This is a genomic window from Serratia liquefaciens, assembly GCF_027594825.1.
In the GTDB taxonomy this organism is placed as follows: Bacteria; Pseudomonadota; Gammaproteobacteria; order Enterobacterales; family Enterobacteriaceae; genus Serratia; species Serratia liquefaciens_A.
The window spans coordinates 1000612-1025630 of record NZ_CP088930.1 but is presented as its reverse complement, the minus strand read 5'-3'; the positions used below and the strand labels follow the sequence as shown (position 1 = coordinate 1025630).

The following is a 25019-nucleotide window of genomic DNA, read 5'->3' as shown; positions in this document are numbered from 1 at the left end:
GCTGTCTGTTGATAAAATCCCTCTATCCGATTCGCGCTGACGCGCCAGATGCCCCGACGAACCAAGAGGGAGGGCAGCTATTCATACCAAGGAAGCAAGATGCTTTTGCCAGATTCAAGCTTTACAAAAACCTTATATCAATCGTCATTTGCAGAATGAGTCGTCAGCTGTTTGTTGCTCTGGATGGCCCCAAGGGAGCCGGTAAAACCACACTGTTGGAAGCCATTACGAAAGGACTAAGGGCCGACAACAAGAAGGTGATCCGACTTTGCGAGAAAAAAAGCGATCCCTACAGGGCGGAAACCATGGCCCTTGTTAACAAACTCGCCAGAAATCCCACTCTGGATTTGGAACTGGAAGTCTGCGCGCGTTTTGCGGAAAGCCGTGCATGGATTTCCCGGCACGTGCTGACTAAACAGCCACCGGACAGCATTATCTTGATGGATCGCTGGTATCCCTCGGATGCCGCGTTTCGTCGGATGGTCCCATTTGCAGAGATTTTACAGCTTAACGTGGAGCGAAACGTGCGAACGCCAGACCTGCATGTCGGGGTTGTCACTGCGCCTGATATCTCATGGGCGAGGGCAGCGGCTCGGCCGCGTGGGCTAAGCAGTACGGTGATTCATAAGCTGGAAGAGCACGTTGCTTGTACCCATGCGTTCGAGCGAGAAATTGCAAACCACGGCTGGTTTTTATGCCGTAATGAAGGCTCGCTTGAAGACGCAACGATGCAGGTGATTTCTGAGATCTACAGAGTGCCCGGATGCCCATAGTCATAGGTTTGGCGGGCAGAGCTTCCGCCACTCATTACCTGTGTGAGTTTCAAAAAGCTATAGTGCTTCCTGGCTGAAAGCACTGACGCTATACCTTCAACACCGTTAACGCGGTATCGTTATGGATAAAATCGGATTCTGTCGGAGATTCAATAATCCCGAACAGCAAAAAGCCCGCTTAAGTTTCCTTAAGCGGGCTTCTCTAATATGGCTCCTCTGACTGGACTCGAACCAGTGACATACGGATTAACAGTCCGCCGTTCTACCGACTGAACTACAGAGGAATTGTCTGAACGGGGCGCATCATATCCAGCCACCCAGAGTGTGTCAACGCTAAATTCGCCGATTCGGTTCGACTGCTCAGCATCTGAGCAATGTGGCGAGCTTACGGCCGGTCTACGCCTGCCTCGGCCTGCCAGCGTTGTAAACGCGCCAGCGGATCCTGCTTATAGAAGCGGCAGAAATGTTGGTACAACGCCGGGAAGCGGTTGGCCAACAGCTCGGGTGCGCTGAAAAAATATTCCGACAGTACGGCGAAGCATTCGGCCGGATCGGTGGCGGCGTAGGCATCCATGCTGGCGGCTTCTTCGCCTACCATGTCGATCTCGTCCTGCAGGTTTTCCATTGCGGCGTGCAGATCATGCTCCCAGGCGGCAATGTCGCGCAGCGGAATAGGGGGCACACCGGTGGCACTGCCGCCGTTGCGCATATCCAGCTTGTGCACCGCTTCGTGGATCACCAGGTTAAAACCGGAAAGATCGAACGAGTCCTGCACGTCCTGCCAGTTAAGCACGATCGGCCCCTGTTCCCAGCTTTGACCGGACTGCACCACCGGCCCGGTGTGCACCAGGCCGAAGTCGTCCTGCCATTCGTCTTCGACCACAAAAGGCGTAGGGTAGAGCAGGATCTCGTTGAAACCGTCGAGGCATTCGGCACCCAGCTCAAGCACCGGCAGGGCGAACAGCAGGGCGATGCGCGCCTGCATCTGTGACGTCAACTGCAGCCCCTGCAAGGGGACGATGCTTTTTTGCTGTAAAATCTGCCCGGCAACGGCAATCAGCCGCTGTTGTTCCTGCTCATCCAAGGGGGAAAGCAGAGGGATTGCCAGCGCGTCTTGCCACTGGGCAAGCGTTTCCGCCTGCGGTTGTTGCGTTTTCCACGGCCATTTAATCATCGCGTTGCTCGTAAAATCGTCACTTGAACATTCGGCTGGAGGCTAACTCTGTAAAAATGCCGCAAAAAGGGGCATGATAGCAAGCACTTGAAGGAGAGATGCCGGAGCGGCTGAACGGACCAGTCTCGAAAACTGGAGTAGGGGCAACTCTACCGGGGGTTCAAATCCCCCTCTCTCCGCCACTAAATTGTATTATCTCATTGAGTTAAATAGTTTTTTATCATTTAACTATCTTCCGGTATGCCAATCAGTATGCCATTCATGACTAGCTTGCTTTGATTCCTTCTGGACTCTATTAGACAACTTTCTGCAGAACACGTTATCACTTAGCCAGCATATTCGGATAGTGCTTTGCGACTATGTCATTCAATTTGTGAACTAAGTCGTGGCATTTGAAAGTGATATGCGCCGTCGCTTTCTGAAAGTACCTGATTGCGAACATATCATCCTCATAGTAGGTACTGCTCCTTTTTGAATGGATATGATCGCCAAGACGGCGAGTGACATCTTCGCGATGTGCGCAAAAAAACAGGAGATCGCCCATGGGCATTTAACCAATCAACAACAAACGATGCGGGTGGTTGAAGCGATGGTTGCTGCTGGGCGCGGGCAAGAAGATAAACTCGCGAGCGCAAGGGCCGAACGTGCTCGCGTCGAGGCCAGCTTGGCGCCGATGACAGAGCAATATTATCTTGCGCGTTATAAATTAGCCGTATTGATGGGGTTACGCCCGAACGACGTTGAGCAAGTCATACCCAAAACGCCATTGCCGACGTTGAGCGTTCGTTTACCGATCGGCGACGTGGACGAGCTGTTACGCCAGCGCCCGGACGTAGCCAACGCGGAGGGTTCGTTGGCGGCTTCAACGGCGGATGTTGGCGCAGCGACCGCCGAGCTGTATCCGCGCATTAATCTGGGCGGATTTATCGTGTTTGTCGCTATTCGAGGCGGAGATATCCCTAATGGAGACAGCAGAGCTTTTGGCGTCATGCCTTCTATAGATTGGCCTGCGTTGCATTTCGCCACAGTGAAGGCCAAACAACGTCAAGCGCAAGCGCGCCTTCAGGGCGCTGAAGCACGGCATAGGCCGACGGTGTTGCAAGCAATAGAGGAGACTGAAGGCGCTTTAATGCGCTATAGCCAGTCGCAGCAGCGCTTACAGGCTTTGACGGAAGCGGTGTCGGAAAGCTGGCGAGCGGCCACGTTAGCTGAGGCTCGCTACAAAGCCGGTGGCGCGCCCTATCTGACCAGCCTGGCAGCCGATCGCACAAGGTTATCGGCTGAGGAAAGCCCGGCAGAGGCGGATACGGGAACGTTTATCGATATAGTGATGGTATATAAGGCATTGGGGGGGATGGTCTACGGGGAGGGTGACGTCATAACACGGCGTGCATAATGCTCTGTGCGGTAAAGGGTTCTCCGTACGCGCTGGCGGCTCGGGCGCACGCGGAGGTTTAAGTACTGCGTATAGAGTGGCGGTTTTACTGATGCATGTCAGGAGAGGCCGTCAATGAGATAGGCGGCAGAATGCTCATTCCGGTGGCGGGCAGCCGCTGATAATGGCGAGGGGATAGCGTCATTATCCGTTTAAAGGTGGTGCTGAAGGCGCTTTCAGACTGAAACCCCAGCTCAAATGCAATCGTAGATATTGATAATTCACCATTTTTTAACGTATCGCAGGCCTGCAATATCCGCCAACGGGTGAGGTATTCCATAGGCGATAATCCGACCACATCTTTGAAGCGGTGGGCAAACGCAGAGCGGGACATATTGGCCTTATTCGCCATGTTATCCACTGTCCAGGGGAACGATAAAGCGTTGTGAACCGCTGCGATCGCCGCCCCTAACTGTTTGTCAGCCAGCGCGGAAAACCAGCCTATATAATGGTTGCTCAATAAAGGGAGGAAAGGTTACGACTGGCAGCCGTTGAACTATGGCGCGATTAATCAACATTAATCGGCATGAGAGCAAGGGAATAAGGTAGACGAACAGAATGTGAAGGGGCCAGAAGGCCCCTTTTCTTTATGTTCTGAAAGCCGCTTCCGTGTAGAGCGAAGGCGTACGTTGTGTGTTATTTTGGCCGACGCGTATAACCGGCAATCGGGTAAAAGATGATGGGCAATTCGGCATTTATGCATCGTTTTGACGCATTGGGCGGGCTTGAACTGCTCGTCGCGGATTTTTCAGACCATCGGTTTGACGTGCATTGGCATGATACCTGGTCGATTGGCGTTGTCCTGCGCGGCGCCAATAACAACAGCGCCAAAGGCGATGCCGACGGTATCGTTTGCCGTGGGCAAGTCAGCATCATCGCGCCAGGGCAGATGCATGCCGGCACCGCTTTGGGTAATGAAGGCTGTCACTATTTTATGTTTTATCCCAGTCACCAGATGCTGCTTGGCGCAGCGGAAAGCATGGCAATGCATTTACCCGCGATCAAGGGGAAGCATATCGAACATAGGTCTTTCGCTAAGAAATTGTGTGAAACCGCTATGGTATTGACCGATGCACAATCCAGTCACTTTGACCGTGAAGTGGTATGGAGCCACTGTGTGGCGGATCTGCTTCAGGTGTTTTCCCCGTGGCAGTCTTTTACGATGGCCAGCGACATCTCGCCAAGCTTGAGCAGAGCAAAAGAATATCTGCACGATCATCATGCCCAGGAGGTGCGTCTGGATATACTGGCGCAGGCTGTCGGCATGTCGAAGTTCCACCTATGTCGCCAGTTTTCCGCGAAATTCGGTTTATCGCCGAACCGCTATCAACGGCAGCTCAGATTGCAACAGGCTAAGGTCTTGCTTTCCCGAGGCGGCAACATTGCGGAAATCGCCAGCGCCTGCGGATTTGCCGATCAATCGCATATGGGCAGGGTATTTAAGTCGACTTACGGAGTCACTCCGCGCAGCTATCGCGACCGGTGTACTTGAGCAATATCATTCTATCTCGCCGACACAAAAGGACTGACAATGTGCCTTTTTGACGACGGGAGGAAAACATGTTCATCGATATTACCACGCTGGGTTTATTTGCTCTTTCGGCCGCTGCGTTAACGCTTATTCCTGGTGCCGACATGCTTTGCGCACTGTCTAATGCCATAAGCCAGGGCACGAAAGCGGGGCTGATTACCTTATTGGGCTCCGTCACTGGAGTGACGTGTCACATCGGTCTTTCGATTGCCGGCGTTACGGCACTGATCGCCTCTTCACCTGTGTTATATAAGTTTTTTGTCGTTGGCGGCGCGTTCTATATCATGTGGGTAGGCTTGAGCATTTTTAACAACAAAAACGCGATCAGCCTTCAAAACAACAGCGAGCGGAAAAGCCCTCATAAACTTTATTCGCAAGGATTACTGACCAATTTGCTGAACCCTAAGGCCATCATCTTTTCATTGGCGTTTATACCGCAGTTTATTCGGGTTGAGGCGGGCATGCCTGGTACGCAGATGCTGATATTGGGTTTTGAGCTAATCTTCATTATGTTATTGATTGAAATTCCCTTGGTGTTTCTGGCCGGTAACATTGCAATGAAAATAAAAAATCACCCTAGCATAGCTATCTATATTAATAAATTTTTTGGCACCGTTATTCTGATGTTGGCCATTTCCATTCTGGCTTCGCATTTATTCTAGGGTCTTAAATACGCAGATTGGCAACGTTGTTCGATTGATAAGGTTTTATGTTCGCACCGCTATCCAGCATACTGCGAAATTCCCGTAATCTCCTCCTGAGTTTCACAAATACAGAGGAGAATGACTAATGAAACGCTTTGAAAATAAAGTTGCCCTGGTGACGGGCAGTTCAAAGGGAATTGGCGCAGCCATTGCTAAACGCCTAGCGGCGGAAGGCGCCGTGGTTTTCATTAACTATTCCCGCGGGCGTGAAGATGCCAACCGGTTGGTTAAAGAAATCAATGAGCAGGGCGGCGTCGCTTTTCCACTGCAGGCCAATGTCGGCATTGAGGCCGAAGTCAAAGGCCTGATGCAAAACATTGTAGAGCAGTATGGTCGACTAGACGTGCTGGTCAATAACGCCGGTGTTTATGCCACCAATAGCCTGGAAGCATTTAGCGATGCGGAATATGAAAGGCACTTCAACTTAAATGTCAAAGGGCTGATTTATTGCTGCAAGGCGGCGGTCGCCGCCATGCCTGAATCGGGCGGCAGCATCGTCAATATCAGCTCCAGCGTGACCTCGTTTACACCAGCCAATTCGCTGGTTTATACCGCTTCTAAAGCCGCGGTGGATTCGATCACCAAGACGCTGGCCAACGAGCTTGGCGGGCGCAAGATCCGGGTGAATGCGGTCAATCCTGGCTTGGTCATCACGGAAGGCGTGCATGACAGCGGCTTTTTCGACGCCGATTTTAAAACGCACATTGAATCCATCACCCCGTTGGGACGCATCGGCACACCAGAAGATATCGCCCCAGCCGTGGCCTATCTCGCCTCGGACGAGGCGGGTTGGGTCACCGGCGAGAGCCTGATCGTCGGCGGCGGTTTACATTAATTTAGCGAAGAATGGAACAGAGATGACATTAGATAAAGCCTATGGGCCACTGATTAACGGCGTATTCGAGCTGGATGGCACGGATATTCATCCCGTTATTTCTCCCTCTACCGGGGAGCGCCTGGCGGATTTGCGCTACTGTAACGAACGGGACGTCGAGCGTGCCGTGTTGGCTGCGGAAGCGGCTTTCCCCGCCTGGAAGGCATTAGGGCAGCAGGTCCGCGCCCGCCTGGTGGCGCAGCTAGCGGATGTGCTGGAAAGCGATCAGGAAAGAATGACGCAAATCGACGCGCAGGATGTAGGCCGCTGTATCAGCGAAGTGCGCCGCGATTATCAAACGGCGGTCAGACACTATCGCTATTTCGCCGCGGTTGTCATGGGGCACGAAGACAGCGGCAGAAGCATCGCGGACGGCTACAGCCTGGCGAAACGCGAGCCGCTTGGCGTCTGCGGGCAGATTATCCCCTGGAATGCGCCGGCGATTATGGCGGCTTTCAAGCTGGCGCCGGCACTGGTGACTGGCAACACTGTGGTGCTGAAGGCCGATGAAAACGCCTCGCTCTCCACGCTGGAGCTGGGCAAGATGATCGCCAACATTTTCCCTGCCGGCGTCGTCAATATCATTACCGGGCTGGGGAGCGTGGCGGGGGCGGCGCTGACCGGCAACCGGAAGGTGCGCAAGCTTTCGTTTACCGGCAGCACGGCGGTGGGCAAGCTGGTAGCCAAGGCCGCCGCGGAGCGGCTGGTGCCCGTCACGCTGGAGCTGGGCGGGAAGAGCCCCAATATTGTGTTCCCGGACATCGAAGACATGGATGCGGTGGTGGACAACGTGACCTTTGCCGCCATCCACAATAACGGCCAGTCCTGTCTGGCGGGCACCCGGCTGTTCGTCCACGCGGATATTTACGAGCGTTTCAGCGCCAAACTGGTGACGGCTTTCGAACGGGTGTGCGTCGGTTCACCGCTGGCCGAGCAATCCCGGGTAAGCTGCCTGGTTTCTGAGAAACAGGGCGAGCGGGTGCTGGCTTATATTCGGACCGGATTCGAGGAGGGCGCCACCCTGCTGACCGGCGGCAAACGCCGCGTCGTCGCCGGCTGCGAGCACGGCTACTTCATTGAGCCGACGATTTTTGCTGCGGAAAATGGAATGCGCGTTTGCCAGGAAGAAATTTTCGGGCCGGTGCTGACGCTGATCAAATGGTCAGAGTATGACGAGATGATCGCCGAGGCTAACGACAGCGAATATGGGCTGGCGTCGGGGATCTACACCCGCAGTCTGAAAAATGCCCTAGCGACCGCAGACCGGCTGGAAGCCGGGTCCGTTTGGATCAACAGCTACTCGAACATTACCGATGGCACCGCGTTCGGTGGTTACAAGAACAGTGGCATCGGCCGCGAGTTCTGCAAGGAAACGCTCAATGCCTACACGCAAATAAAAACCATCACACTGCAGACTGATCTGCCTGCGGTCTGGTTTGCAGAATAAGGATAAGACCGGCACAGGGACGTGCCCCCTTTGGTAGCTTCAGGGGGTATGGCTGCCGATATAAGTCCTTGGCGACGCGCCCATGCTTTTCTTGAACGCGGTGCTGAAGGCGCTTTCCGATTCATATCCCAGGTCAAAAGCGATCTGGGATATTTTTTCTTTATTGGCGACCATCCGCTCGATGGCCAGGCTAAAACGCCAGATGCGAATGTATTCGTTAACGCTGTAGCCAGCCAGCTTTCTGAACCGGGTGGTGAAGGCGGTGCGCGACATGCCGGCAACGCTGGCTAGCTCGTCCAGACGCCATTTCCTTCCCGGCTGATCATGTATGCTGGTCAGCGCCAGGCCGATATTTTTGTCCGCCATCGCGTAAAACCAGCCTTCGCCACGGCCAAGCGCGCCGGAAGACAGCAGTACTCTCAGCGCCTGCGTCAAAATGATCTGCAGAAGATGCTCAGTGATAAGTTCACTGCCCGGGCCCGGTTTTTCAATCTCCGATGAGAGCCGGCTCAAAAAATCCTTAATGCCTTCGTTTTCTTCTCGTTGCGTATTGATCACAATGGGTTCGGGAAGGCTGGTGATAAAACGGAATGTATCATTGATTTGAAATACAAATCGACAGCCTACAAATGAGAAATCACATCCGCCGTTGGTAAAGCAGGACGATCTGTCTTTCATCACGTGAATTTTTCTTATATCGATGGCCGGCGCGTTAGGGTTATCAAAAATGCTGAATTCACGTCCGCTGGATAAGATTAGCACATCACCTTGCGCAACCGGATAAGCGGTTGCATCGTCTGCCATTTTAATGAAAAAAGATCCACTCTTGGCGATATAGATCTTCATTCCGGAATAGCCTGGAAACAGCGCTTTGGTATTGGTAGTCATGTCAAACGTGACAATTTTTTGGCTGCTGATTTTTAACCTGGAAACAATATCGGATAATGGATCCATTATTACCTGCTTGTCTTATGCGTTTACTGTTGAGCATAGTCGCTATTTTGCCAAGGTTATACATTGCCCCCGGCAGTGCGGTGAGGCGAACTCATTATGGGCGAGGTGGCAGCCGGTGTACAGGCTATCCCGCCGTCCTGTCCGAACGATAAAGAAAAAAGTGCAAACGCGAAAGTTTGCGATCCGGTCGGGTGCTACGATCGGTATTTTCCAAAATGGTGGCATAATGACTTCTGAGCAGACAAACCGCAGCCAGGTGAGCATATTAGCGGCGTTGACGATCGCTTTATTTTTTATCTTGTTGAACAGCGGCTCTCCCACGCCGTTATATCCCTTATATCAAGAAACCTTTGCCCTGAGTAATATCGACCTGACCTTCATTTTCTCTTCCTATGGGTTTGGCGTATTGCTGGCCTTGTTTTTATCACGCAGGCTCACCATCACCGATAAAAATGCCCGGTTGCTGGTGGTGGTTTCGCTGATGGTGGTGGTGGTGCCAACGCTGTGCTTTTCCTTTGCTCGTTCTTTGCAGGCGCTGTGCCTGTTCAGATTTATTTCCGGCTTGGGGGCCGGTACGGCCACGGCCATCATCAACATCTTGTTGATCAACTTCAGTCGCGGCGATAGCGCCAAACGCGCCGCTCTGCTGGGCAGTTTGGCTTTGGTGACCGGCCTGGCGCTGGGGCCGGTTATCAGCAGCATTTACGCTCAGCTGGCTTTTTACCCGCTCACTTCGCCGGCGGTGACTATCGCCGCGTTAGTTTTCCTTTCCGCGATCGCCATCGTTCTGCTTTGGCCGCAGAAGGGATTGCCAGCCCTCGGCGTTGCGGACACGAAAACGCCTGAAAAGAGCGCCGGTTTTAGCCAACCACTGTTCTATCTGCTTGCGCTGTGCGTGTTTATCTCCTGGTCATACGCTGCACTGATCCTGTCGTTGGGGCCGACGGCCGCGATCCAGGTCTTCGGGCTCCAGTCACCCGCGGGCTTTGGCTATATCGCCACCGGTTATTTGCTGGTGGCCGGCGTGGTGCAGTTCACGATCCCGCGTTTTCTGAAGCCTGAGTTTTCATTGGTGCTAGGGCTGATTGCGCAGGTTTTCTCCATGGTCATGATGACCATGGCGCTCGAGAGCGGTTCTGTGGCCAGCGCGGCGGTGAGTCTGGCGCTGTCCGGCTTCTCGTACGGCGCGGTTTTTGTGGGCGGCGCTATCCTGGTCAATAAGCTCTCGCTTGTGGCGCCTGGGGGGAACGCGGTGTCGAAGTTTTACTTTATCGTCTATTTGTTCAATATCATGCCGCCGGCCGCAGGTTGGCTGGCGGATAAAATAGGGGTAGTGAGCGCCTTGTTTGCCGCCATTGTCCTTTTTATGGCTATATACATCGCCTTTGCCGTGCTGGCGCTGTGGGCGCTGTTGCTGAGAAAGGCGTGATGGGGGGAATGGCTTTACAAAGTTCCCTGGCTTTCCATAGGCTTGGTGGCGTGTTTAGACGATGATTGTTGGCGATTGCCGCATAATAACGGCGACCCAGCGAGCAATCTGTTTTTGACACGCACATGTTCTACATATGTTCAGGTAAGAGAACGGCCCCAACGGTTTTTGCTGGCGCCCACGGATACCGGCGTTGCAATGAGGATGGGGTGATGCTGTGCCGGCTTCGGTGAAGAGAGCTATTGTCCGCCTTCGCCGGTAGCCTCACGCATAGGTTGCTGGCCTGTTGATGAATTCTAAGATGGTCAGCCGTCTAACTCATTACAGGATTAACATATTGCGATGCTTACCCTAAATCATTCCCCCGTTTCACCGCGTTTTTTACCGCATTCACTCCCCCTTCAACGGAGCTTTAGCACCGATTCCGTCACTCACGGTTCTCGAAAGCTTGGCTCGTTGGCCTCCATAAATAACCATTGAGAACCATTTTTTGGAATGGAATGTAAACCAAACCAGGCTCTCCCGAGCGCAGATGGTTTCTCTGCCGAAGGCGGAAGTGCATGTGCATCTGGAGGGCTGTTTTGATCCGGAACAGCTCGCGGTCTGGGCGTTATCCTCGGGGATCTCCATGTCCAGAAAGCAGGACGCGCTGTTGAATTTTAACGGGCTTGCCGATTTTCTCGCGTTCCTCGACTGGTCCTGCGGCCTGGTGAGCAGCCGTGAGCGCCGTGCCCAGTTAAGCTACTCCTATGCGCAACGGCTGTCGCAGAATGGTGGGCTGTACGCCGATCTTATTTTCAATCCGACCCATTGGAAAGCGTGGCGCGGCAGGCTCGGTGAGATGATCGACGCGATTGACGCCGGTTTGCGCGCGGCCGAAGAGGATGGATTGGCGTCCGTTTGGCTATGCGTCAGTTTGCTCCGCCAGCAAACGGCCGCCGAGGCGAGTGAGCTGGTGGATTTTTTAACCGTGCTGCGGCATCCCAGAGTGGTCGCGCTGTCCGTCGATGGCAATGAGGCCGTCACCAAAGGCAGCGGTGCGCGTTTCGCGCAGGCTTTCGCCCGGCCGGGCCGGGTTGAAGCGAACCGTGCATGCCGGAGAGTCGAGCGGCGCAGAGGGCATGCGCGAGGCCATCTTGCTATTGGGGGCCGATCGCATCGATCACGGCGTTCGGGCGATAGACGACCCGGCTGTCGTGGAATTATTGGCTGAACGGCGTATCCCTATCGGCGTATGCCTAACCTCGAACATCAAACTTGGCGCCTATCCCGGCTGCGGGACGCCGGGGTCATCACGACCATCAATACCGACGACCCGATACTATTGCAAACCACGCTGGTGGATGAATACTTAATCTGCCAGAACGAATTTGAATTTTCCCCTCATGACATCGTCGATGTGGCCCGATCGCCCTGAAGTGGCAGAAATGAATAAGCAGTGGCAACAACGAGTTGCAGCGTACGGACTCTCTGATCGTTCTCTGACAGGCTGGCATGATGGCATGCAACAGCTTCAAGGACTGGCCGACCGGCTGAACTCACTCGATGGTCAAAAAGGTAAATACATTACCGTCAGCGAGCTGAAATCGAGCGTGTACGAAATGATGAACAACTTCCGTAATACCGTGCCGCTCGAGGAGCAACTGCGCGTTCTGCAAACTCAACAAGGCAACGCAGCACTGGCCACACAGCAACAGATCCAACGGCACTTCAGCGGCCTTCAGCTTAGATATTCATCGTTAGAGCAACCTTAAACTCTGGTTGCAGTCGTCTGATACAAGCCAGGTTTAAGGTGGACTGAGGGACAGGCCCTAGTGTTGTTTATCGAAGCGGTAAACCAAGGCTAAAGCGACTAGTAACAGCAACAGCGGTGGGACCAGCGTCGTGAGTGGGACATTAAGCGAAAACAGCAGCCCGAGGTTGAGGATAATCTGGTAGATAATGTAGGTGAGCAACCCCACGATCACCCCTACGGCTAAACGGCTGCCTAGCCCGGGGGCGCGAGGAATACTGAAGGTGAAGGGGATGGCCAATAAAATCATCGCCAGCACCAACAGGGGGCGGCCCAATTTTTGCCATAACGCGATCCGATACTCGGTGCTGGGTTGCTGCGAACTTTGCAGGTAGGTGATGTACTGCTTCAACTGTTTGATGGAGAAGCTGTCGGCAGGCAAGGTCAGCCCTTTCAGGTTCATTCCGGCAAAAAGGGATTGCCAGAGCAAAGTATCCTGGGTTTGTACGCTCTCTTTTTTGTTGTCCCATTTTTTTTGCATAACTTTATGTAGCGTCCACAGTCCGTTATCGGCCGTGGTGGCCGTCTCCGCATACACATAGGACTCCAGCGACAGGTCGTCTTGGTAGCGGAAAATCTCAATTCCGACGGGTTGGCTATGCTCGTCCAGAGATTTCACGGTAACAAATTCATTGCCCTTTCGCGCCCACAGGGCGTTCCCCGCATCCGTGGCATTACCGGTTTTTGCCAGGGCGCCGTCTTTAAGCTGCAATGCGCGTTGCTGCAGAGGGGAAGCTACCCACTCATCGAGTGCGCCTAACGACAGGTTGATAAACAGGCCGGCGTAGAGTGTGACCATAGCAATGCGGAAAATTGAAAAACCGGCGGTGCGGATTGCCGTTAATTCAAGGCTTTTAGACATCTGGCCAAGCCCGATGATGCCGCCAAGCAGCGCGATAAAGGGGCCGAGATCCACCAGGCTTCGGGGTAATGTCATTAACACTACCAGTAATGCCTGGTTCCAATGGTAGCCGTTAGGGGTGACGTCCTCGAGCTCGTTGATCAGATTAAAGGTGGTAAACAAGGGGATTAACAATCCGGCCGCGGCGGCAAACCCGATAAACAGATTACGGATCAAATAACGGCTGAAAATGTTCATCGGAAGGGCTTCCGCAGCAGGGAAAAATCGCGGGCGATCAGGATTAGCATCCCGGCCAGCATCAGCATCGGCACCAGCCAGACGCCCGGCGTGGTTGGGAGGGTTCCGTTAGCGACCAATGTCCGACAGATATTTCCGCCATAAAAAATGGCGGTAAACAGCAGGGTCAGGGGCAGCAAGGTGGCATAACGTCCCTGACGAGGTTTGATGCGGCTAAAGGGGATCGCCAATAGCACCATCAGCAGGGTCGTGACGCCGCGGCTTTCTCGCCATTGCAATTCCGCCCGGTCTGCGGGATCCGATGAGCGTGACAATTCCCCCAGGGAAGCTGATTTGCGCTTCACTTCCAGGCTTTCGATAAAGGGCTTCAGTGATATCTTGAAGTTATTGTAATTCTGCATGTTGTCATCGGTCCCTTTGCGCTCCAGCACGTAGGCCGTGCCCGTTTTCAGTATCACGGAGGGGCTTGAGGGCGAAGGATCTATGACCTCGACGGAATGAGCCCGATAGAGGCTGGTATTATTGGCCGAGCGTGAATAAATCAGTGCATCCGTCAGGTGGTTTGAGGTCGGGTCAATGCGCGAGGCCATGATCATTCGGCCGCTGCCGTTAATGTTAAACTTGTTTGCCTGCAGATGGCTGACATCCAGCACCGATTGCGACTGGCGTTCCAACTGATAAATGTTGCCGTACGCCCAAGGTCTGCCATACAGGGACAAAAGGGTGACAAACAGGGCCAGCGGAATGGCGAGCACCAACACCGCTTTGTACAGCCGCCATGGGCTGGCGCCTGAGGCGTGAATGGCGGTGATTTCGGAATCGCTGTAGAGCTGCCCCAGCGCCACGGCGACGGAAACATACAGGCCTACCGGTAGCAGCATTTCCAGGGCAATCAATATTTTATAGCAGACAACGTCGAATACGATGTGCAGCGCCAGTGTCCCGTTGGCGGCCTCGGTGAGATAGCGCTGGGCCGAATAACTGGCAAACATGAAAATCAGAAAACCCACGATGATCATCACCAATCGGCGGATTTCAACCATGATATAGCGCTCAATCAACACCATAAGTTATAGACGTCCCTTATTATCAAACGCATGTTTTGCAGAGGAAGACCGGCTTTCAGCCTGTGTTTCATCATGATTGATCATGGTTAATCAGCTTTTGCAGCAGGGCGATGACCTGGTTAACCTCATCAGGGGTCAGAGCACCGTCTTTTGCCCATTGGACGCGGCCTTGTTTATCCAGCACCAAAATGGTTGAACTCTCTTCTGGCAGTTGCCAGGCTTGACGCACCAACCCGTCGCTATCGACGATAAATTGCGCCCAGGGATAATGCCTTTTGTTTTTCTCAATTTTGCCGCGGACGAAAAAACCGCTGCCGGGGATCGCATCGTCAGTATTGACGATGGTGGTGGGCTGAAAACGGTCGTTTGGAAAGTTCGCCTCTTTGACGGCGGTAATCAGCATCGAGTTCTTCTTTTTGGCCGAGGTGCGACCGGCGATGCACTGGATGACCCGCACTTTCCCTGCCAGTTCTGCACTGTCCCATTGCTTATAGCTGAAAGTGCCATTTTCCAGCAGCAACTCACCCCGATCGGCGATGGCAACCGATACGACAGGCTTACCCTGAACAAAATTATGCGCTGATGCCATCAGTGGCAACAGCAGCAGTGACAAGGGCAGTAATCCGCGTAGCATCATGAACATAACCATAATTTATCAGTGGCTGCGGCCGGGGGAGCGGCTATCTCCCCCGAGTGACAGCTACATAGGATAGCGCTCAAGAAGTAACTCCAGGCGTTGGCGGATATCGACATCCAGCATGGTGGGTTGGTCATAGGATTTCCCCCCAGCCAGCTTGTCCGCCACCATCACATCATGACGATCGCCCATTAGCCCGTTAATCGCGGCCAGGAATCTGGAGATCTGCAGAGCCTCGCGGTTGCCTGGATCTATCGATCTTAGCGTGTCATAGAACGAGACCTGCTGGCTGACGATTTTCCGCACGTCGTGGAACTGCTTTCCCGTGAGCTCTGGATTCACAATCAGCTCCTGGAGTGAGCGCATTTGCTCCTGACGGTAGGCAATAAAATCACTCTCGGTTTCTAATTGGATATGCTGCAAAGCGTAATTCACCAGCGACCAGACCGGCCTGCTCAGCAGCAGCCGAAGAAGATTGCCGTAGAATTTCAGGTTCTGTTGGTTGCCATTGCGAAACGCATCCTGAAAATGGCCGAGCACCACGGTGGTGGTGTGAAAAAGGCGGCCGGCACTGTGCTTTTTGCTGTAAAGACGCTGGGCAAAGCGTAAATGTTTATAGCGCGCGCGAATATATTTGTAGCGCATGCGCGTCGCGGCGGGTAAGTCTGAATCTTTAAGAAAATCATTCACTAAGCCCAGGAGTTCTCGCCGGGTAAAACCGTCCTGCCAAAACTGCAGGCACAGGGCGTAATTATCCTGAATGCTCTCATATGAGCATTGCAAATCAATATGTTGTGGCAAACTGATATTTGCATCAACAATGTCATCCGTCTCTACGGCAATAAACAGTAACTGCGTAGTTTCAGCAGAGAATTTTTTCCCGTTGCTGCTATTCATCATTGATTACTCTCTCTGGATACGTTGAATCCCAGTAAATAGCGATTACGGTAAGCGCCTATCGTCGGTATGAGCGTCAATAAAACGTCCAAACATTGGCCTGCCAAATAAGCGAAGGCCGCACCCTGCACACCAAACAGATGAGACATGCCCACCAGCAGCGCTATATAGGCGACCGCAGAAAAAGTCTGCACAATCAAGAAAGCACGCTGTTTGCCCGCCATGAACAATAAGGATTCCTGCGGGAAACCCAGCATGGAAACGATAATGGCGCCCAGCATGATTTGGATTAAATCATAGGCTTGCAAATACTGCTGACCGAACACAAAGGAAATTAATGGCTTACCTACGACGATGACCAGCAACGCCACGGCAAGGCCTATGCCGCCAGCCAACAACGCCGATCTGAGGCCCAGCATCCAGGGTTTGCTGGTACGGGGATCCAGACGCATGATCTCAGGGTAGAAGCTTTTTTCCAGCAGCTTGGCCGGGGTCCCCGTGGCGTCAAAGAAGGTCATCGCGATTTTGAACAGCCCGGCGGCGGCCGGGCCCAAAACGACGCCGACCAACACCGTGCTGCACGAGTTACGGGTAGCCCAAATAGTATGGGCAAAATTGGTGGTCCAGACGAAATTCCAGGCGCCTTCGATACGACGAGCGGTCTTGAATAGCCGTGGTTTCAATGCGTTATGGATATCCCTGCGGTGCAGTTCACGCGCGGCGAACCACCAAAATAGCGTGCCGCCGATCAGGTTGGAGGCATACCACGTGACGATGAATCCTGGAAATCCCCAATCAAAATAATAGGACAGGACGCTGCCGACGGCCTGCAGGAAGGGCTTGATGGCTTGCTGAACGGCAATCAGATCGAAGCGGTCAAACGCGCGTAAAATTCCCGTAGGGGTGGATGACGTCATCGATGGAATTAAGGTGCAGTAAAGGATCGCGAGCCAGAAACTTTCCGTATCCAACCCTAAGGCATGCGAAAGGAAAGGGAGCAGCAACATGCCGCCCAGGACAGCAATGGTGCCGCTGGCGATATCCAGACCGAACGAAAATGAAATGACGTCACGAAAGCGTTGAATGTTTTGGCGTTCCAGCGCCGGAGTCCCAAATTGAACAACGAATTGCCACGTCTGAAACTTGATAAAGTCGCTGACGGCTTTGGTATAGGCTTGAATAACAACCAGAACCCCGAACATTTCGGGCGACATACCTTTACCGGCGCAAGAAAGCGCAAGCAACCCGAGCAAGGCGCTGGCGACACTGCCGGAACCTAAATAAGCGGCGTTACGTAGGATGGAACGAAAGGCTCCATCGGAAAACCAATGCTTCATGGTAAAACCAGCCATACTGACCACTTCAGGTTATCAATAGCTCAGCGGACATAAGCTGGCCTTGCATACCTATCCTGTGCGACGAAATTCAGGGATAGGCATCCGTTCATGGAGTGAAAAGTAAAGAATCGCCCGTTTTGCCTGGCGATACTCTCACCAGGATTGATAGCGGCTCAATCCCTATTTTACATTGCGAGCGACAGGCTCCGGTAAAAACTTTCACACCTGAAATATAATCATGAAAATATCTCCAATAATACTTTTCCAGGCTGAAATGTTTTTACCATTCAATGCTGTTTGGTCATGCTTTCCGTGCTGATATTCATTTTAAAACATGATCAAAAAGTGCGATTTCCTAATTTTTGGGTAATAAACATTAGCGTTGTTTATCCCTGAATCTTAATAGTGAACGATATTATTGACATGTCTGTAGATGAATGAACTCGCTATCCGAGAGAAGCCTGGGGACGCGAAGGGATCATAGCAACGGAGGATATTGCATTCAGCGCTTTTTCCAGTACTTCATCGTAAGGCGCTTTAGCATCCAACTCTATAATTCTGGAACCATTATATTGCAGCCGAACCATGGCAGATATTTTGTCCTTCAGTTCTTCGTAGCTGTGATCGGGCTTACGTGAAAAGGCGGTATCGACATCAATATCGAGGCGAATGATAAGTTCAGGGCGGTATAAGGCCATTGATTGATATAAACGTTTTTCGCGTGCCGCCAAGCGAGTCATTAACCAGCCCTTTGCCCGCTCCACGCCAATGCCCGGACCGTCATAGTAAAAACCGGAAATCTCGGCCTGCGGGAAACGATCGCTGATCACCAGCACGCCGCTTTGTGCCAGACGTTGTACTTTGCGTAAATTGGCCGCACGCCACACTGAAAAACCATACATAATCAGGGCTGCCCAAAGTGCCGGCGGCTTATTGCTCATGCGCTGAGTTTTGTCGGACTTGGCGGCCAGACGGCGTTCAAGCCAGACACCAATAACCGGCAGGCGCTTAATTTTGTCGCCATCTTCACCGGAGATCAGTCCTAAATAACGCCGTTCCGTTGCCCGGTATTTTTGCAGGTTTTTGACCAGGTCAGTGGTAAGCGTGGATTTCCCCGTGCCGTCACTGCCCACGACCGCAATCAGGCCGGTAATAACGGTCGATGTGGGATCGCTGGCGGTATTTGATTTATCTGTTTGCATTTTTTTCAGTATTAATAAGTTATCGGCAGACTAAACCTCGGGTGTCGCCAGGGAGGTTCGAATGGCTCGCAGCGATTCATCGAGAATTTTACTCGCCGGCTCTCGCCCATCTAAATCCAGAATGTTTGCGCCGTTAAAAGTAAGATGCGGAATGACGGCAATCTTTTCGCGCAGCGCAGAAAGCTTGTGATCGGGCTTGCGCGAGAATGCGGTTTCCTCATCAATATCGAGACGAATCAATAAGAAAGGCGGATATGATGCCATCCACTGATACAGCCTTTGCTCATGTTTTCTCAACCAGCGTACCCAGCGATTTCCGCCATCCGTTTTTGCCAGCTGCGGCCCGTCGAAACGAAAACCCGCCACTTCCGCTTGCGGATAACGATCGGTGACCAGCAATTGTCCTTTGCGGCTTTTCGCCAGCATTCGGCGAAACTTATAAACTCGCCAATATGACAACAAAAAGATCACCAGCGTGGTCAGGTTGCCCGGCGGTGTTGAAGGATGTTCATGAACGCGATCGGACTTCGCCAGTAAATAACGACCGAAGGGCGCGCCAATAATAGGCAAGTTGCTGATCCATTCCCCAATACGCCCTGAAGACTGGCCGAGATAAAGTAATTCCGTCGGTTCTTGCGATGAGAGATGATTGACCAGACTGGCAGCCAAAGTTGATTTTCCCGAGCCATCACAACCCGTTATTGCAATTACGCGTACGGGGGGATGATTAGCAATGGGCATGGTCTGTTGACTCACAATAATTGGTCCAAATCAAAGAAACTATTGTATTATAACCAGCCTTGGGTTCAAGATATTTATTGCGTATTATCTCAGTGGTAATCAAATTTGTTTATTATTGATGATTATGTTTTGGTAAATCCGTCTTGTTTTTTTGTGCTAACCACGGCTGCGATTGTTCTTATAGCTCTTAATGCTAATTAGGCGTTGCGGTACCGGGTAATGGAACAGATTTCCTCATTGTTTTCTTAATCTTTTGTGTGCTTTGGTCTGGGGTTGGCAATATTTACTCCTCATGGCATTGATAACGTCATTAAGCGACTTTTTGTTTTCGAAATGGTACATTTTTACAGGTGTCTTAGAAGAGAATCTTATTATGCATTCAAAACTCCCGCCGCTTATTGCGGTAATTGGCAGCGATGGCTCGGGTAAGTCTACCGTTTGTGAATATCTCATTGAGTATGTGAAAAAATACGGTCCCGCAGTGAAGGTGCATCTGGGTAAGCAGGCAGGAAATGTCGGGCGTGCGGTTTCGCAACTTCCGCTGATGGGCAATTCTGTTGGCAAGGCCATCGAACGCAATACTAAAAAAGTGAAATCCAAAAAGTCCAGGGTGGGGTTGTTGCCGGGTCTGGTCATTATCACTTTCGTTTTGCGTCGGCTGTTGCGTTTTCGTCGCATGTTGGCTTTTCGTCGGCAAGGCCTGATCGTATTAACCGATCGTTTCCCGCAGGTACAAATCCCCGGCGCTTATGATGGCACCGTTTTTCCCGAAAATACCCAGGGCAGCCATTTTGTCAGATGGTTGGCGGGGCGCGAACGCAAAGCTTTTCAATGGATGGCGGATAATAAGCCGGACCTGGTGATCAAGCTGAATGTGGATCTGGACGTTGCCTGCGCACGTAAACCCGATCATCGTAAAGAAGCATTAGCCAAAAAGATTGCCGTTACGCCACTGCTCACTTTTGAAGGTGCGGAAATTGCGGATGTCGATGCCAATAAACCGCTGGATGAAGTGTTATCCGCCGCTGAAAAAGCCGTCGCGGAATTTATGCAAGCGCAGGGATATAGCTTTGTTGTCGAAGGCGAATCGGTAGCGACCCACTGATTACTTCAGTTCTTGCCGTCAGAAAGTTTGATTCCAGTGCCGATAACTTTTCGGCACTGGCAGGCAAGGTGAAGAGAGTTATCGATTGGAACACTGCCCATGAGTTTTATGGGCAGCGGGAAGGGCATTATTTTTTCAGCGCGGCAAAAGCGCCAATGATCTTATCAATCTCTTCTTCACTGTGCGCGGCGTTAACGCTGCATCGCAGGAGCGTTATGCCGGCCGGCGCTGCCGGGGGTAACACGAGATTGACATAAACACCTTTGGCGATCAGGTCGCGCCAAAAATGCAAACCCTCTTCTTTTGAGCCAATCATCACCGGCACCACCGGACTGATGCGCGGCCCCAGTTCGTAGCCCAGCTTAGCCAGCCCCTGATAGAGCCGATGCGCGTTGCTCCAGAGTTTTTTCCGCAGCTCAGGATGTTGCGCGATCTTTTTCAAAGAAGCGCGCACCGAAGCGATACTGGATGGCGAAGGCGAAGCGGTAAAAATATAAGGGCGACTGCTGTAGCGCAGCACTTCCATGTCTTTGCCACCCACGGCAAAGCCGCCGATAGAGGCCAGGCTTTTACTGAACGTGCCCAGAATAATATCAACGTCTTGCTCAACGCCCAGCTCTTCAGCCAGTCCCCGCCCGTGAGTACCCATTACGCCGAATGAATGAGCTTCGTCTACCAGCAAATAGCCGCCGAGCCGCCGTTTGATGTCGACGATTTCAACCAGCGGAGCCACGTCGCCCAGCATGCTGTAAATGCCTTCGACGATAATGATCGCCTCTCGGGCTCGTTCGCCAAGGCGCACCATGCGACGTTCCAGATCTTTGGCATCGTTGTGGCGGAAGCGAATGATTTCAGCGCCGCCCAGGGCGCAGGCATCATAAATACTCGCGTGGCTGTCCGCGTCGATCAGCACGACCGAGCCGGGGGTTGCCAGAGTACTGATGACCGCCAGGTTCGCGGTATAGCCGGTGGAAAAGACGATGGCGGTAGGGCGATCAAAGAAGGCCATCAGCTCTTGCTCTAACTGCAAGTGGGAACCGTAGCTGCCGTTCGCCATGCGTGAGCCCGTTGTGCCGGTGCCCTGTGCGGCCAAGGCCGCCTGACCCTCGGCAATAGCCTGCGCATCGAAGGTCAGGCCCAGGTAGTTATTGGTCCCCGCCAGAACAATTTTCTGATTGCCAATACGCCCTTCGGTTGCCGAGTAAACCTCGTCGATGCAGGTGCCAAAGGGGTTCAGGCCATCGGCCTGGAATTGCTTACGATCGTTGGTAAGCCGCGAAAATTTATCATAAAGACCCATTGGTTTTCTCCAGGCGAGGGAGTAGAGCGTCAAGCAGCTGCTCTGGCGTTCTGACATCAAGCAATATATTGATAGGAATAGAAATATCGAATTCGTCTTCTAACATCATCAGCAGATCCAGGACTCTGATGGACTCCAGGCCAAGATCGTTGACGAGATCGCTATCAGGTTTGATTTCTAACCCGCCTTCGACCAGACCTTGCAGGCAAGTCAGAATATAATTCATTACAGCGTCGCGATTTCGCATAAGAATTTTGGCAAACCTCTAATGTAGATAATTAAAATAAACCTTCACGCAGTGCGCGCTTCAAACTGACCTTGGGGACCCAATGAATATTCTCGGACAGGCTTCGATTGTTTGCAGACCAGTCCGGATAGGTTAATTCCCGTATTTTGTTGTGGGTCAGCATCGGTTCTTTCTTGGTCAAGCGGCTCAGCAACATGCTGCCGTCGGCCAAAATTTTCAGCAGGGGCAGCGGGATCCCCACCAGCCGCACCGGGCCATTGCGCACGGTGGTCCCTATTTCCCGTAACCGCTGCCAGCTATAACCGCCGGCAACCCCGTCGCAAAGTTCATAAGTTTGCGTCTGCGGGCCAGGGGCCAATAGCCACTGGCTCACGGCTTCGGCTAAATCGCTCACATGGAGGAACGTCAGCTTTGCTTCCGCTGCGCCCAGTCGTGGAAGCACGCCGCGCAGCAGCCAGCTAAATATCGGCTTAAGCTCTTTATCGCCGGGCCCGTAAACCGCGGTGGGGCGAAAGATGCCCAGTGAGATATCCGCAGCCATGGCGGTTAGCCGTTGTTCAGCAACATGTTTGGAATTGGCATACCAGGACAGCTCAGGATGGCGAGCGGCAAGAGAAGAGATAAACAGGAAACGCTTGCAGCTGCCGCTTTGTCGGGCTGCCTGCATCAGGTGTTGGCTGCCGTTGACATTACACCGGGTGAAGGTTTCTTCCGTCCCTCCCCGAACCTGGCCCGCACAATGCACCACGAACTCAGCGCCGCGAACCAGTTCGGTGAGCGAGTCCTGATCTTCCAGCGCCCCTTGAACCCAGGTCAGGTTAGGGGGGGCGGTTTGACCTGCGCGCCGGGTGAGGGCACGCACGGTAAAACCACGCGAAAGCAGATTCTGAACGATATGTCGGCCAATGAAGCCGGTTACGCCAGTGACTGCTACGGTGCCTGTCATTGCGCAAAGCCTGCCAGTTGCTGCATCGGCGGGCAGATGGAGGTGGTCAGCCAACGCTTTTTCGCCTCTGCACGGGCAGGTTTCCCCGAGGAGGTGCGGGGAATGCTGTGGGGTGGCAACAGCTCAATATCCACCGCAATGCCGAACTCGCTTTGAATTCGGGCGCTCAGAGTGTGGACGATTTGCTCCCGACGATCTTCTGCGCTCACGCGGCACTGGATTTGCAGAATAATTCTGGCGCCGTCACCGTGCTCTTCGGTCACGAAGGCAATGGCGTCACCAGAGCGGATTTCCGGCTCGGACTCCGCAACATATTCAATATCCTGCGGCCAAATATTACGGCCACGAATGATGATCAAATCTTTCTTGCGGCCGGTGACGTACAGGTAGCCATCCAGCAGATAGCCCAGGTCACCGGTATCCATCCAGCCACTTGCCTGGATTTGCTGCTGAGACGTATCGTCGCGGAAATAACCGTTCATCAGGCTGGGGCCGGAGATACAAATACGGCCGACCTGCCGCTCTGGCAACGGGAGTCCGGTTTCGCTGCGAATTTCGATACGGTGACCGGGCAGTGGCTTGCCGCAATTGACGAAGGTCGATGTGACCCGCGTTTTTTTGCCGGGCGCTACCGCCTTACCTTCGTATTCCAAAATGTCTCGGTCGACCTGGTTGATCGGCGTGCCGGAAGTTTCGTCATAAAAACTGACCGCCAGAGTGTTCTCGGCCAAACCATAGCAGGGCATCAGCGCTTTGCGGTCAAAGTTAAGATGGCTGAAGTGCTCAGCGAACTGAGAAAGCAAATCTGACGGAATAGGTTCAGCCCCTACGCCGGCTACGCGCCAACTGGAGAGATCCAGGTCGGTGATCTCTTTGTTGTTGCTGTAGCGCAGGCATAAATCGTAGCCAAACGGCGGTGCGACGGACACGGTGCCGCGATTTTTGGCGATCAGTTTTAACCATTGCATTGGACGCATGGCAAAATCTTGCGTCCGCAGATAGTCAACGGACAGTTGAGTCGCCACCGGGGTAAGCAGGAAACCGACCAGGCCCATATCGTGATAGAAGGGCAGCCAGGAAACGCAGCGATCGCCCGCACGCAGTTTGATCCCGTCATGGCTAATCACGCGCAGGTTGGACATCACCGCACGCTGGGTAATGATAACCCCACGTGGAAAGCGAGTGCTGCCCGAGGTGTATTGGAGATAAGCAATATCGTCGGGCGACGGTGCCTGCAGCTCCACATCCCGCTCGGGCAGAGCGTTAAAATCTGCGTCGCTGAGAATATGGGTTGGCGGTGCATCCAGGGTGGCGGAACTGATTAACGGTACCCACTCTTCACTGCTGATAATGGCGGCAGGTTTACAGCTGTTGATCAGGCCCTGAAGCTTGATGGTATAGGAGTCCCGTTGCCCGACACCCATAGGGATCGCCAGGGGCACGGCAACCAAACCGGCATATTGGCAGGCAAAAAAAGCCTCAACGAAACCGGCGCTGGTTTCCGCAATAAGCGCAACCCGATCGCCCTTGTTGAGGTTCAGTGATAACAGGCGTCGCGCACCCACAATCGCCCGCTGTTTTAGCGTGCGATATTCCAGTACGGCCACGAGCTGATTACGACGATCGTAAAAGTTCATTCCTGTACTGCCCTGCGCCGCATAATCTAAAGCCTCCACCAGGGTGGGGAAATCTGCATAACGCATGGGAAGAGAATGAGTGGAGCTTGTTTCAGACATATACAAATTAGCCATAGATTAAAAATCACCAAAAGAGATAAACGACGATTGGCGAGAGAGTTAATGTTTTTACAATGAAAATGTTTTGAATATATTTGTTATTCAGTCATTTTCTTTCATTCCACAAATGGCATATCGAATGGTTAATAACCACCGCGCCAACTCTGAACTAAAGGTGAGGGATTAGCCTAAGATTATTACCAAGCCTATTTTCACGTGAGGACCATAGCTGAGGAACTGTGGATATACGGGCTGCCATCGTTGGCGCCAGATATCACAGCCCTTTGCCCGACAGCCTTCACCGGGTGCCTGTTGTCGGCACATTTCCGGAAGGCAATAATCGTAGATTCATAGGATCTGATCTTGCACATGGCTATCTCCGTACTTAAACATATCATAAACAGTATCCGGAAGATGGCCAAAAGTGAAAGCCTCATTTAACCCCAAGGATAGAAAAAGCATTTAATGTTAAAATATGCCAATGCGTCTCCAGAGCAGAATTAGTAAACTAAAAAACGATTGGTTTTCTTTTGCTGGAAATAGCACGAAATAATAAAAAGCATAATTTGCTCAGATCACTCACGCCCCTGTC

24 protein-coding genes, 2 tRNA genes and 2 pseudogenes are annotated in these 25019 nt (G+C 52.7%); 12 read left to right on the top strand and 16 right to left on the bottom strand.

Annotated elements, in window-relative coordinates; genetic code table 11:
* Positions 1-155: 155 nt before the first annotated feature.
* The gene (locus LQ945_RS04710; protein ID WP_270102377.1) at positions 156-773 is read left to right on the top strand and encodes a dTMP kinase; all 618 of its coding nucleotides are present in this window, start codon (positions 156-158) and stop codon (positions 771-773) included.
* Positions 774-981: 208 nt separating this feature from the next.
* Here the strand turns inward: LQ945_RS04710 and LQ945_RS04705 are convergent.
* Positions 982-1057, bottom strand: a tRNA-Asn gene (locus LQ945_RS04705).
* A gap of 101 nt (positions 1058-1158) precedes the next feature.
* Entirely contained in the window at positions 1159-1947 is a 789-nt protein-coding gene (gene mtfA, locus LQ945_RS04700; RefSeq protein ID WP_270102376.1) for a DgsA anti-repressor MtfA, read from the bottom strand.
* A gap of 92 nt (positions 1948-2039) precedes the next feature.
* Between mtfA and LQ945_RS04695 the strand changes: the two genes are divergently transcribed.
* Positions 2040-2129: transfer RNA gene (locus LQ945_RS04695), tRNA-Ser, on the top strand.
* A gap of 140 nt (positions 2130-2269) precedes the next feature.
* Here LQ945_RS04695 and LQ945_RS04690 read toward each other — a convergent pair.
* Positions 2270-2464: pseudogene (locus LQ945_RS04690) on the bottom strand (DUF4942 domain-containing protein); the annotation flags it as partial.
* On the opposite strand from LQ945_RS04690, the gene LQ945_RS04685 reads away from it, so the two are divergent.
* Positions 2423-3343, top strand: coding sequence for a TolC family protein (locus LQ945_RS04685; protein ID WP_333482956.1), 921 nt, complete (start codon positions 2423-2425; stop codon positions 3341-3343). The pseudogene LQ945_RS04690 and the gene LQ945_RS04685 sit on opposite strands and share 42 nt — an antisense overlap.
* 85 nt (positions 3344-3428) lie before the next feature.
* Here the strand turns inward: LQ945_RS04685 and LQ945_RS04680 are convergent, their stop codons facing one another.
* On the bottom strand, positions 3429-3734 hold the full coding sequence (locus LQ945_RS04680) for a helix-turn-helix domain-containing protein (RefSeq protein WP_270102375.1): 306 nt from the start codon (positions 3732-3734) through the stop codon (positions 3429-3431).
* 324 nt (positions 3735-4058) lie between these two features.
* On the opposite strand from LQ945_RS04680, the gene LQ945_RS04675 reads away from it, so the two are divergent.
* From LQ945_RS04675 to LQ945_RS04660, 4 genes are all read left to right on the top strand, one after another.
* Positions 4059-4874, top strand: coding sequence for an AraC family transcriptional regulator (locus LQ945_RS04675; protein ID WP_238387471.1), 816 nt, complete (start codon positions 4059-4061; stop codon positions 4872-4874).
* Positions 4875-4942: 68 nt separating this feature from the next.
* Entirely contained in the window at positions 4943-5575 is a 633-nt protein-coding gene (locus LQ945_RS04670) for a LysE family translocator (protein WP_270102374.1), read from the top strand.
* A 127-nt stretch (positions 5576-5702) separates the two neighbouring features.
* Positions 5703-6452 carry an SDR family NAD(P)-dependent oxidoreductase gene (locus LQ945_RS04665; RefSeq protein ID WP_219648247.1) on the top strand — a complete coding sequence of 250 codons (750 nt, stop codon included), beginning with the start codon at positions 5703-5705 and terminating at the stop codon, positions 6450-6452.
* Between the two features lie 22 nt (positions 6453-6474).
* Positions 6475-7938 carry an aldehyde dehydrogenase family protein gene (locus tag LQ945_RS04660; RefSeq protein WP_270102373.1) on the top strand — a complete coding sequence of 488 codons (1464 nt, stop codon included), beginning with the start codon at positions 6475-6477 and terminating at the stop codon, positions 7936-7938.
* A gap of 39 nt (positions 7939-7977) precedes the next feature.
* Here the strand turns inward: LQ945_RS04660 and LQ945_RS04655 are convergent, their stop codons facing one another.
* Positions 7978-8892: an AraC family transcriptional regulator gene (locus tag LQ945_RS04655; RefSeq protein WP_122080647.1), complete on the bottom strand. Its 915-nt coding sequence runs from the start codon at positions 8890-8892 to the stop codon at positions 7978-7980.
* Positions 8893-9118: 226 nt separating this feature from the next.
* Here LQ945_RS04655 and LQ945_RS04650 point away from each other — a divergent pair, with 226 nt between their 5' ends.
* The 4 genes and pseudogenes from LQ945_RS04650 to LQ945_RS04640 all read left to right on the top strand — a co-directional run bounded on the left by LQ945_RS04650 (position 9119) and on the right by LQ945_RS04640 (position 12075).
* Entirely contained in the window at positions 9119-10321 is a 1203-nt protein-coding gene (locus tag LQ945_RS04650) for an MFS transporter (RefSeq protein ID WP_270102372.1), read from the top strand.
* A gap of 532 nt (positions 10322-10853) precedes the next feature.
* Positions 10854-11534 (top strand): hypothetical protein, encoded by a 681-nt coding sequence (locus LQ945_RS04645; RefSeq protein WP_270102371.1) that lies wholly within the window; start codon positions 10854-10856, stop codon positions 11532-11534.
* A pseudogene (locus tag LQ945_RS24875) lies at positions 11443-11738 on the top strand (hypothetical protein). Before LQ945_RS04645 ends, LQ945_RS24875 begins: the two are co-directional and overlap by 92 nt.
* On the top strand, positions 11707-12075 hold the full coding sequence (locus tag LQ945_RS04640) for a VasL domain-containing protein (RefSeq protein WP_122079764.1): 369 nt from the start codon (positions 11707-11709) through the stop codon (positions 12073-12075). Before LQ945_RS24875 ends, LQ945_RS04640 begins: the two are co-directional and overlap by 32 nt.
* 57 nt (positions 12076-12132) lie before the next feature.
* Here the strand turns inward: LQ945_RS04640 and lptG are convergent, their stop codons facing one another.
* From lptG to LQ945_RS04605, 7 genes are all read right to left on the bottom strand, one after another.
* Positions 12133-13212 carry an LPS export ABC transporter permease LptG gene (gene lptG / locus LQ945_RS04635; protein WP_270102370.1) on the bottom strand — a complete coding sequence of 360 codons (1080 nt, stop codon included), beginning with the start codon at positions 13210-13212 and terminating at the stop codon, positions 12133-12135.
* Positions 13209-14279 (bottom strand): LPS export ABC transporter permease LptF, encoded by a 1071-nt coding sequence (gene lptF, locus LQ945_RS04630; protein ID WP_270102369.1) that lies wholly within the window; start codon positions 14277-14279, stop codon positions 13209-13211. Before lptF ends, lptG begins: the two co-directional genes overlap by 4 nt.
* A 70-nt stretch (positions 14280-14349) precedes the next feature.
* Positions 14350-14916, bottom strand: coding sequence for a YtfJ family protein (locus LQ945_RS04625; RefSeq protein WP_270102368.1), 567 nt, complete (start codon positions 14914-14916; stop codon positions 14350-14352).
* A 63-nt stretch (positions 14917-14979) separates the two neighbouring features.
* On the bottom strand, positions 14980-15816 hold the full coding sequence (locus LQ945_RS04620) for a hypothetical protein (RefSeq protein ID WP_081835859.1): 837 nt from the start codon (positions 15814-15816) through the stop codon (positions 14980-14982).
* Positions 15813-17150 carry a lipopolysaccharide biosynthesis protein gene (locus LQ945_RS04615; RefSeq protein ID WP_041415487.1) on the bottom strand — a complete coding sequence of 446 codons (1338 nt, stop codon included), beginning with the start codon at positions 17148-17150 and terminating at the stop codon, positions 15813-15815. The genes LQ945_RS04620 and LQ945_RS04615 overlap by 4 nt, the downstream gene beginning before the upstream one ends.
* Before the next feature lie 446 nt (positions 17151-17596).
* Positions 17597-18352 (bottom strand): hypothetical protein, encoded by a 756-nt coding sequence (locus tag LQ945_RS04610; protein ID WP_270102367.1) that lies wholly within the window; start codon positions 18350-18352, stop codon positions 17597-17599.
* Between the two features lie 30 nt (positions 18353-18382).
* Positions 18383-19093, bottom strand: a complete 711-nt coding sequence (locus tag LQ945_RS04605) for a hypothetical protein (protein WP_420136123.1) — start codon at positions 19091-19093, stop codon at positions 18383-18385.
* Positions 19094-19466: 373 nt separating this feature from the next.
* On the opposite strand from LQ945_RS04605, the gene LQ945_RS04600 reads away from it, so the two are divergent.
* The gene (locus tag LQ945_RS04600) at positions 19467-20198 is read left to right on the top strand and encodes an ATP-binding protein (protein ID WP_044552291.1); all 732 of its coding nucleotides are present in this window, start codon (positions 19467-19469) and stop codon (positions 20196-20198) included.
* Between the two features lie 127 nt (positions 20199-20325).
* On the opposite strand, the gene spt is transcribed toward LQ945_RS04600, so the two are convergent.
* From spt to LQ945_RS04580, 4 genes are read right to left on the bottom strand one after another with little or no spacing between them, the layout of a single operon-like run.
* On the bottom strand, positions 20326-21498 hold the full coding sequence (gene spt, locus LQ945_RS04595; RefSeq protein ID WP_269933684.1) for a serine palmitoyltransferase: 1173 nt from the start codon (positions 21496-21498) through the stop codon (positions 20326-20328).
* The gene (locus LQ945_RS04590) at positions 21485-21745 is read right to left on the bottom strand and encodes an acyl carrier protein (protein ID WP_020827632.1); all 261 of its coding nucleotides are present in this window, start codon (positions 21743-21745) and stop codon (positions 21485-21487) included. The genes spt and LQ945_RS04590 overlap by 14 nt, the downstream gene beginning before the upstream one ends.
* A 31-nt stretch (positions 21746-21776) precedes the next feature.
* Positions 21777-22691, bottom strand: coding sequence for an NAD-dependent epimerase/dehydratase family protein (locus tag LQ945_RS04585; protein WP_270102366.1), 915 nt, complete (start codon positions 22689-22691; stop codon positions 21777-21779).
* On the bottom strand, positions 22688-24427 hold the full coding sequence (locus LQ945_RS04580; protein ID WP_262240662.1) for a fatty acyl-AMP ligase: 1740 nt from the start codon (positions 24425-24427) through the stop codon (positions 22688-22690). The genes LQ945_RS04585 and LQ945_RS04580 overlap by 4 nt, the downstream gene beginning before the upstream one ends.
* Positions 24428-25019: the final 592 nt, after the last annotated feature.

Excerpts from the sequence above, each read along its gene's own strand:
- LQ945_RS04710 (WP_270102377.1), top strand. The coding sequence starts at position 156 with ATGAGTCGTCAGCTGTTTGTTGCTCTGGATGGCCCCAAGGGAGCCGGT.
- mtfA (WP_270102376.1), bottom strand. The coding sequence starts at position 1,947 with ATGATTAAATGGCCGTGGAAAACGCAACAACCGCAGGCGGAAACGCTT.
- LQ945_RS04685 (WP_333482956.1), top strand. The coding sequence starts at position 2,423 with ATGGATATGATCGCCAAGACGGCGAGTGACATCTTCGCGATGTGCGCA.
- LQ945_RS04680 (WP_270102375.1), bottom strand. The coding sequence starts at position 3,734 with ATGGCGAATAAGGCCAATATGTCCCGCTCTGCGTTTGCCCACCGCTTC.
- LQ945_RS04675 (WP_238387471.1), top strand. The coding sequence starts at position 4,059 with ATGATGGGCAATTCGGCATTTATGCATCGTTTTGACGCATTGGGCGGG.
- LQ945_RS04670 (WP_270102374.1), top strand. The coding sequence starts at position 4,943 with ATGTTCATCGATATTACCACGCTGGGTTTATTTGCTCTTTCGGCCGCT.
- LQ945_RS04665 (WP_219648247.1), top strand. The coding sequence starts at position 5,703 with ATGAAACGCTTTGAAAATAAAGTTGCCCTGGTGACGGGCAGTTCAAAG.
- LQ945_RS04660 (WP_270102373.1), top strand. The coding sequence starts at position 6,475 with ATGACATTAGATAAAGCCTATGGGCCACTGATTAACGGCGTATTCGAG.
- LQ945_RS04655 (WP_122080647.1), bottom strand. The coding sequence starts at position 8,892 with ATGGATCCATTATCCGATATTGTTTCCAGGTTAAAAATCAGCAGCCAA.
- LQ945_RS04650 (WP_270102372.1), top strand. The coding sequence starts at position 9,119 with ATGACTTCTGAGCAGACAAACCGCAGCCAGGTGAGCATATTAGCGGCG.
- LQ945_RS04645 (WP_270102371.1), top strand. The coding sequence starts at position 10,854 with ATGGTTTCTCTGCCGAAGGCGGAAGTGCATGTGCATCTGGAGGGCTGT.
- LQ945_RS04640 (WP_122079764.1), top strand. The coding sequence starts at position 11,707 with ATGACATCGTCGATGTGGCCCGATCGCCCTGAAGTGGCAGAAATGAAT.
- lptG (WP_270102370.1), bottom strand. The coding sequence starts at position 13,212 with ATGAACATTTTCAGCCGTTATTTGATCCGTAATCTGTTTATCGGGTTT.
- lptF (WP_270102369.1), bottom strand. The coding sequence starts at position 14,279 with ATGGTGTTGATTGAGCGCTATATCATGGTTGAAATCCGCCGATTGGTG.
- LQ945_RS04625 (WP_270102368.1), bottom strand. The coding sequence starts at position 14,916 with ATGATGCTACGCGGATTACTGCCCTTGTCACTGCTGCTGTTGCCACTG.
- LQ945_RS04620 (WP_081835859.1), bottom strand. The coding sequence starts at position 15,816 with ATGATGAATAGCAGCAACGGGAAAAAATTCTCTGCTGAAACTACGCAG.
- LQ945_RS04615 (WP_041415487.1), bottom strand. The coding sequence starts at position 17,150 with ATGAAGCATTGGTTTTCCGATGGAGCCTTTCGTTCCATCCTACGTAAC.
- LQ945_RS04610 (WP_270102367.1), bottom strand. The coding sequence starts at position 18,352 with ATGCAAACAGATAAATCAAATACCGCCAGCGATCCCACATCGACCGTT.
- LQ945_RS04605 (WP_420136123.1), bottom strand. The coding sequence starts at position 19,093 with ATGCCCATTGCTAATCATCCCCCCGTACGCGTAATTGCAATAACGGGT.
- LQ945_RS04600 (WP_044552291.1), top strand. The coding sequence starts at position 19,467 with ATGCATTCAAAACTCCCGCCGCTTATTGCGGTAATTGGCAGCGATGGC.
- spt (WP_269933684.1), bottom strand. The coding sequence starts at position 21,498 with ATGGGTCTTTATGATAAATTTTCGCGGCTTACCAACGATCGTAAGCAA.
- LQ945_RS04590 (WP_020827632.1), bottom strand. The coding sequence starts at position 21,745 with ATGCGAAATCGCGACGCTGTAATGAATTATATTCTGACTTGCCTGCAA.
- LQ945_RS04585 (WP_270102366.1), bottom strand. The coding sequence starts at position 22,691 with ATGACAGGCACCGTAGCAGTCACTGGCGTAACCGGCTTCATTGGCCGA.
- LQ945_RS04580 (WP_262240662.1), bottom strand. The coding sequence starts at position 24,427 with ATGTCTGAAACAAGCTCCACTCATTCTCTTCCCATGCGTTATGCAGAT.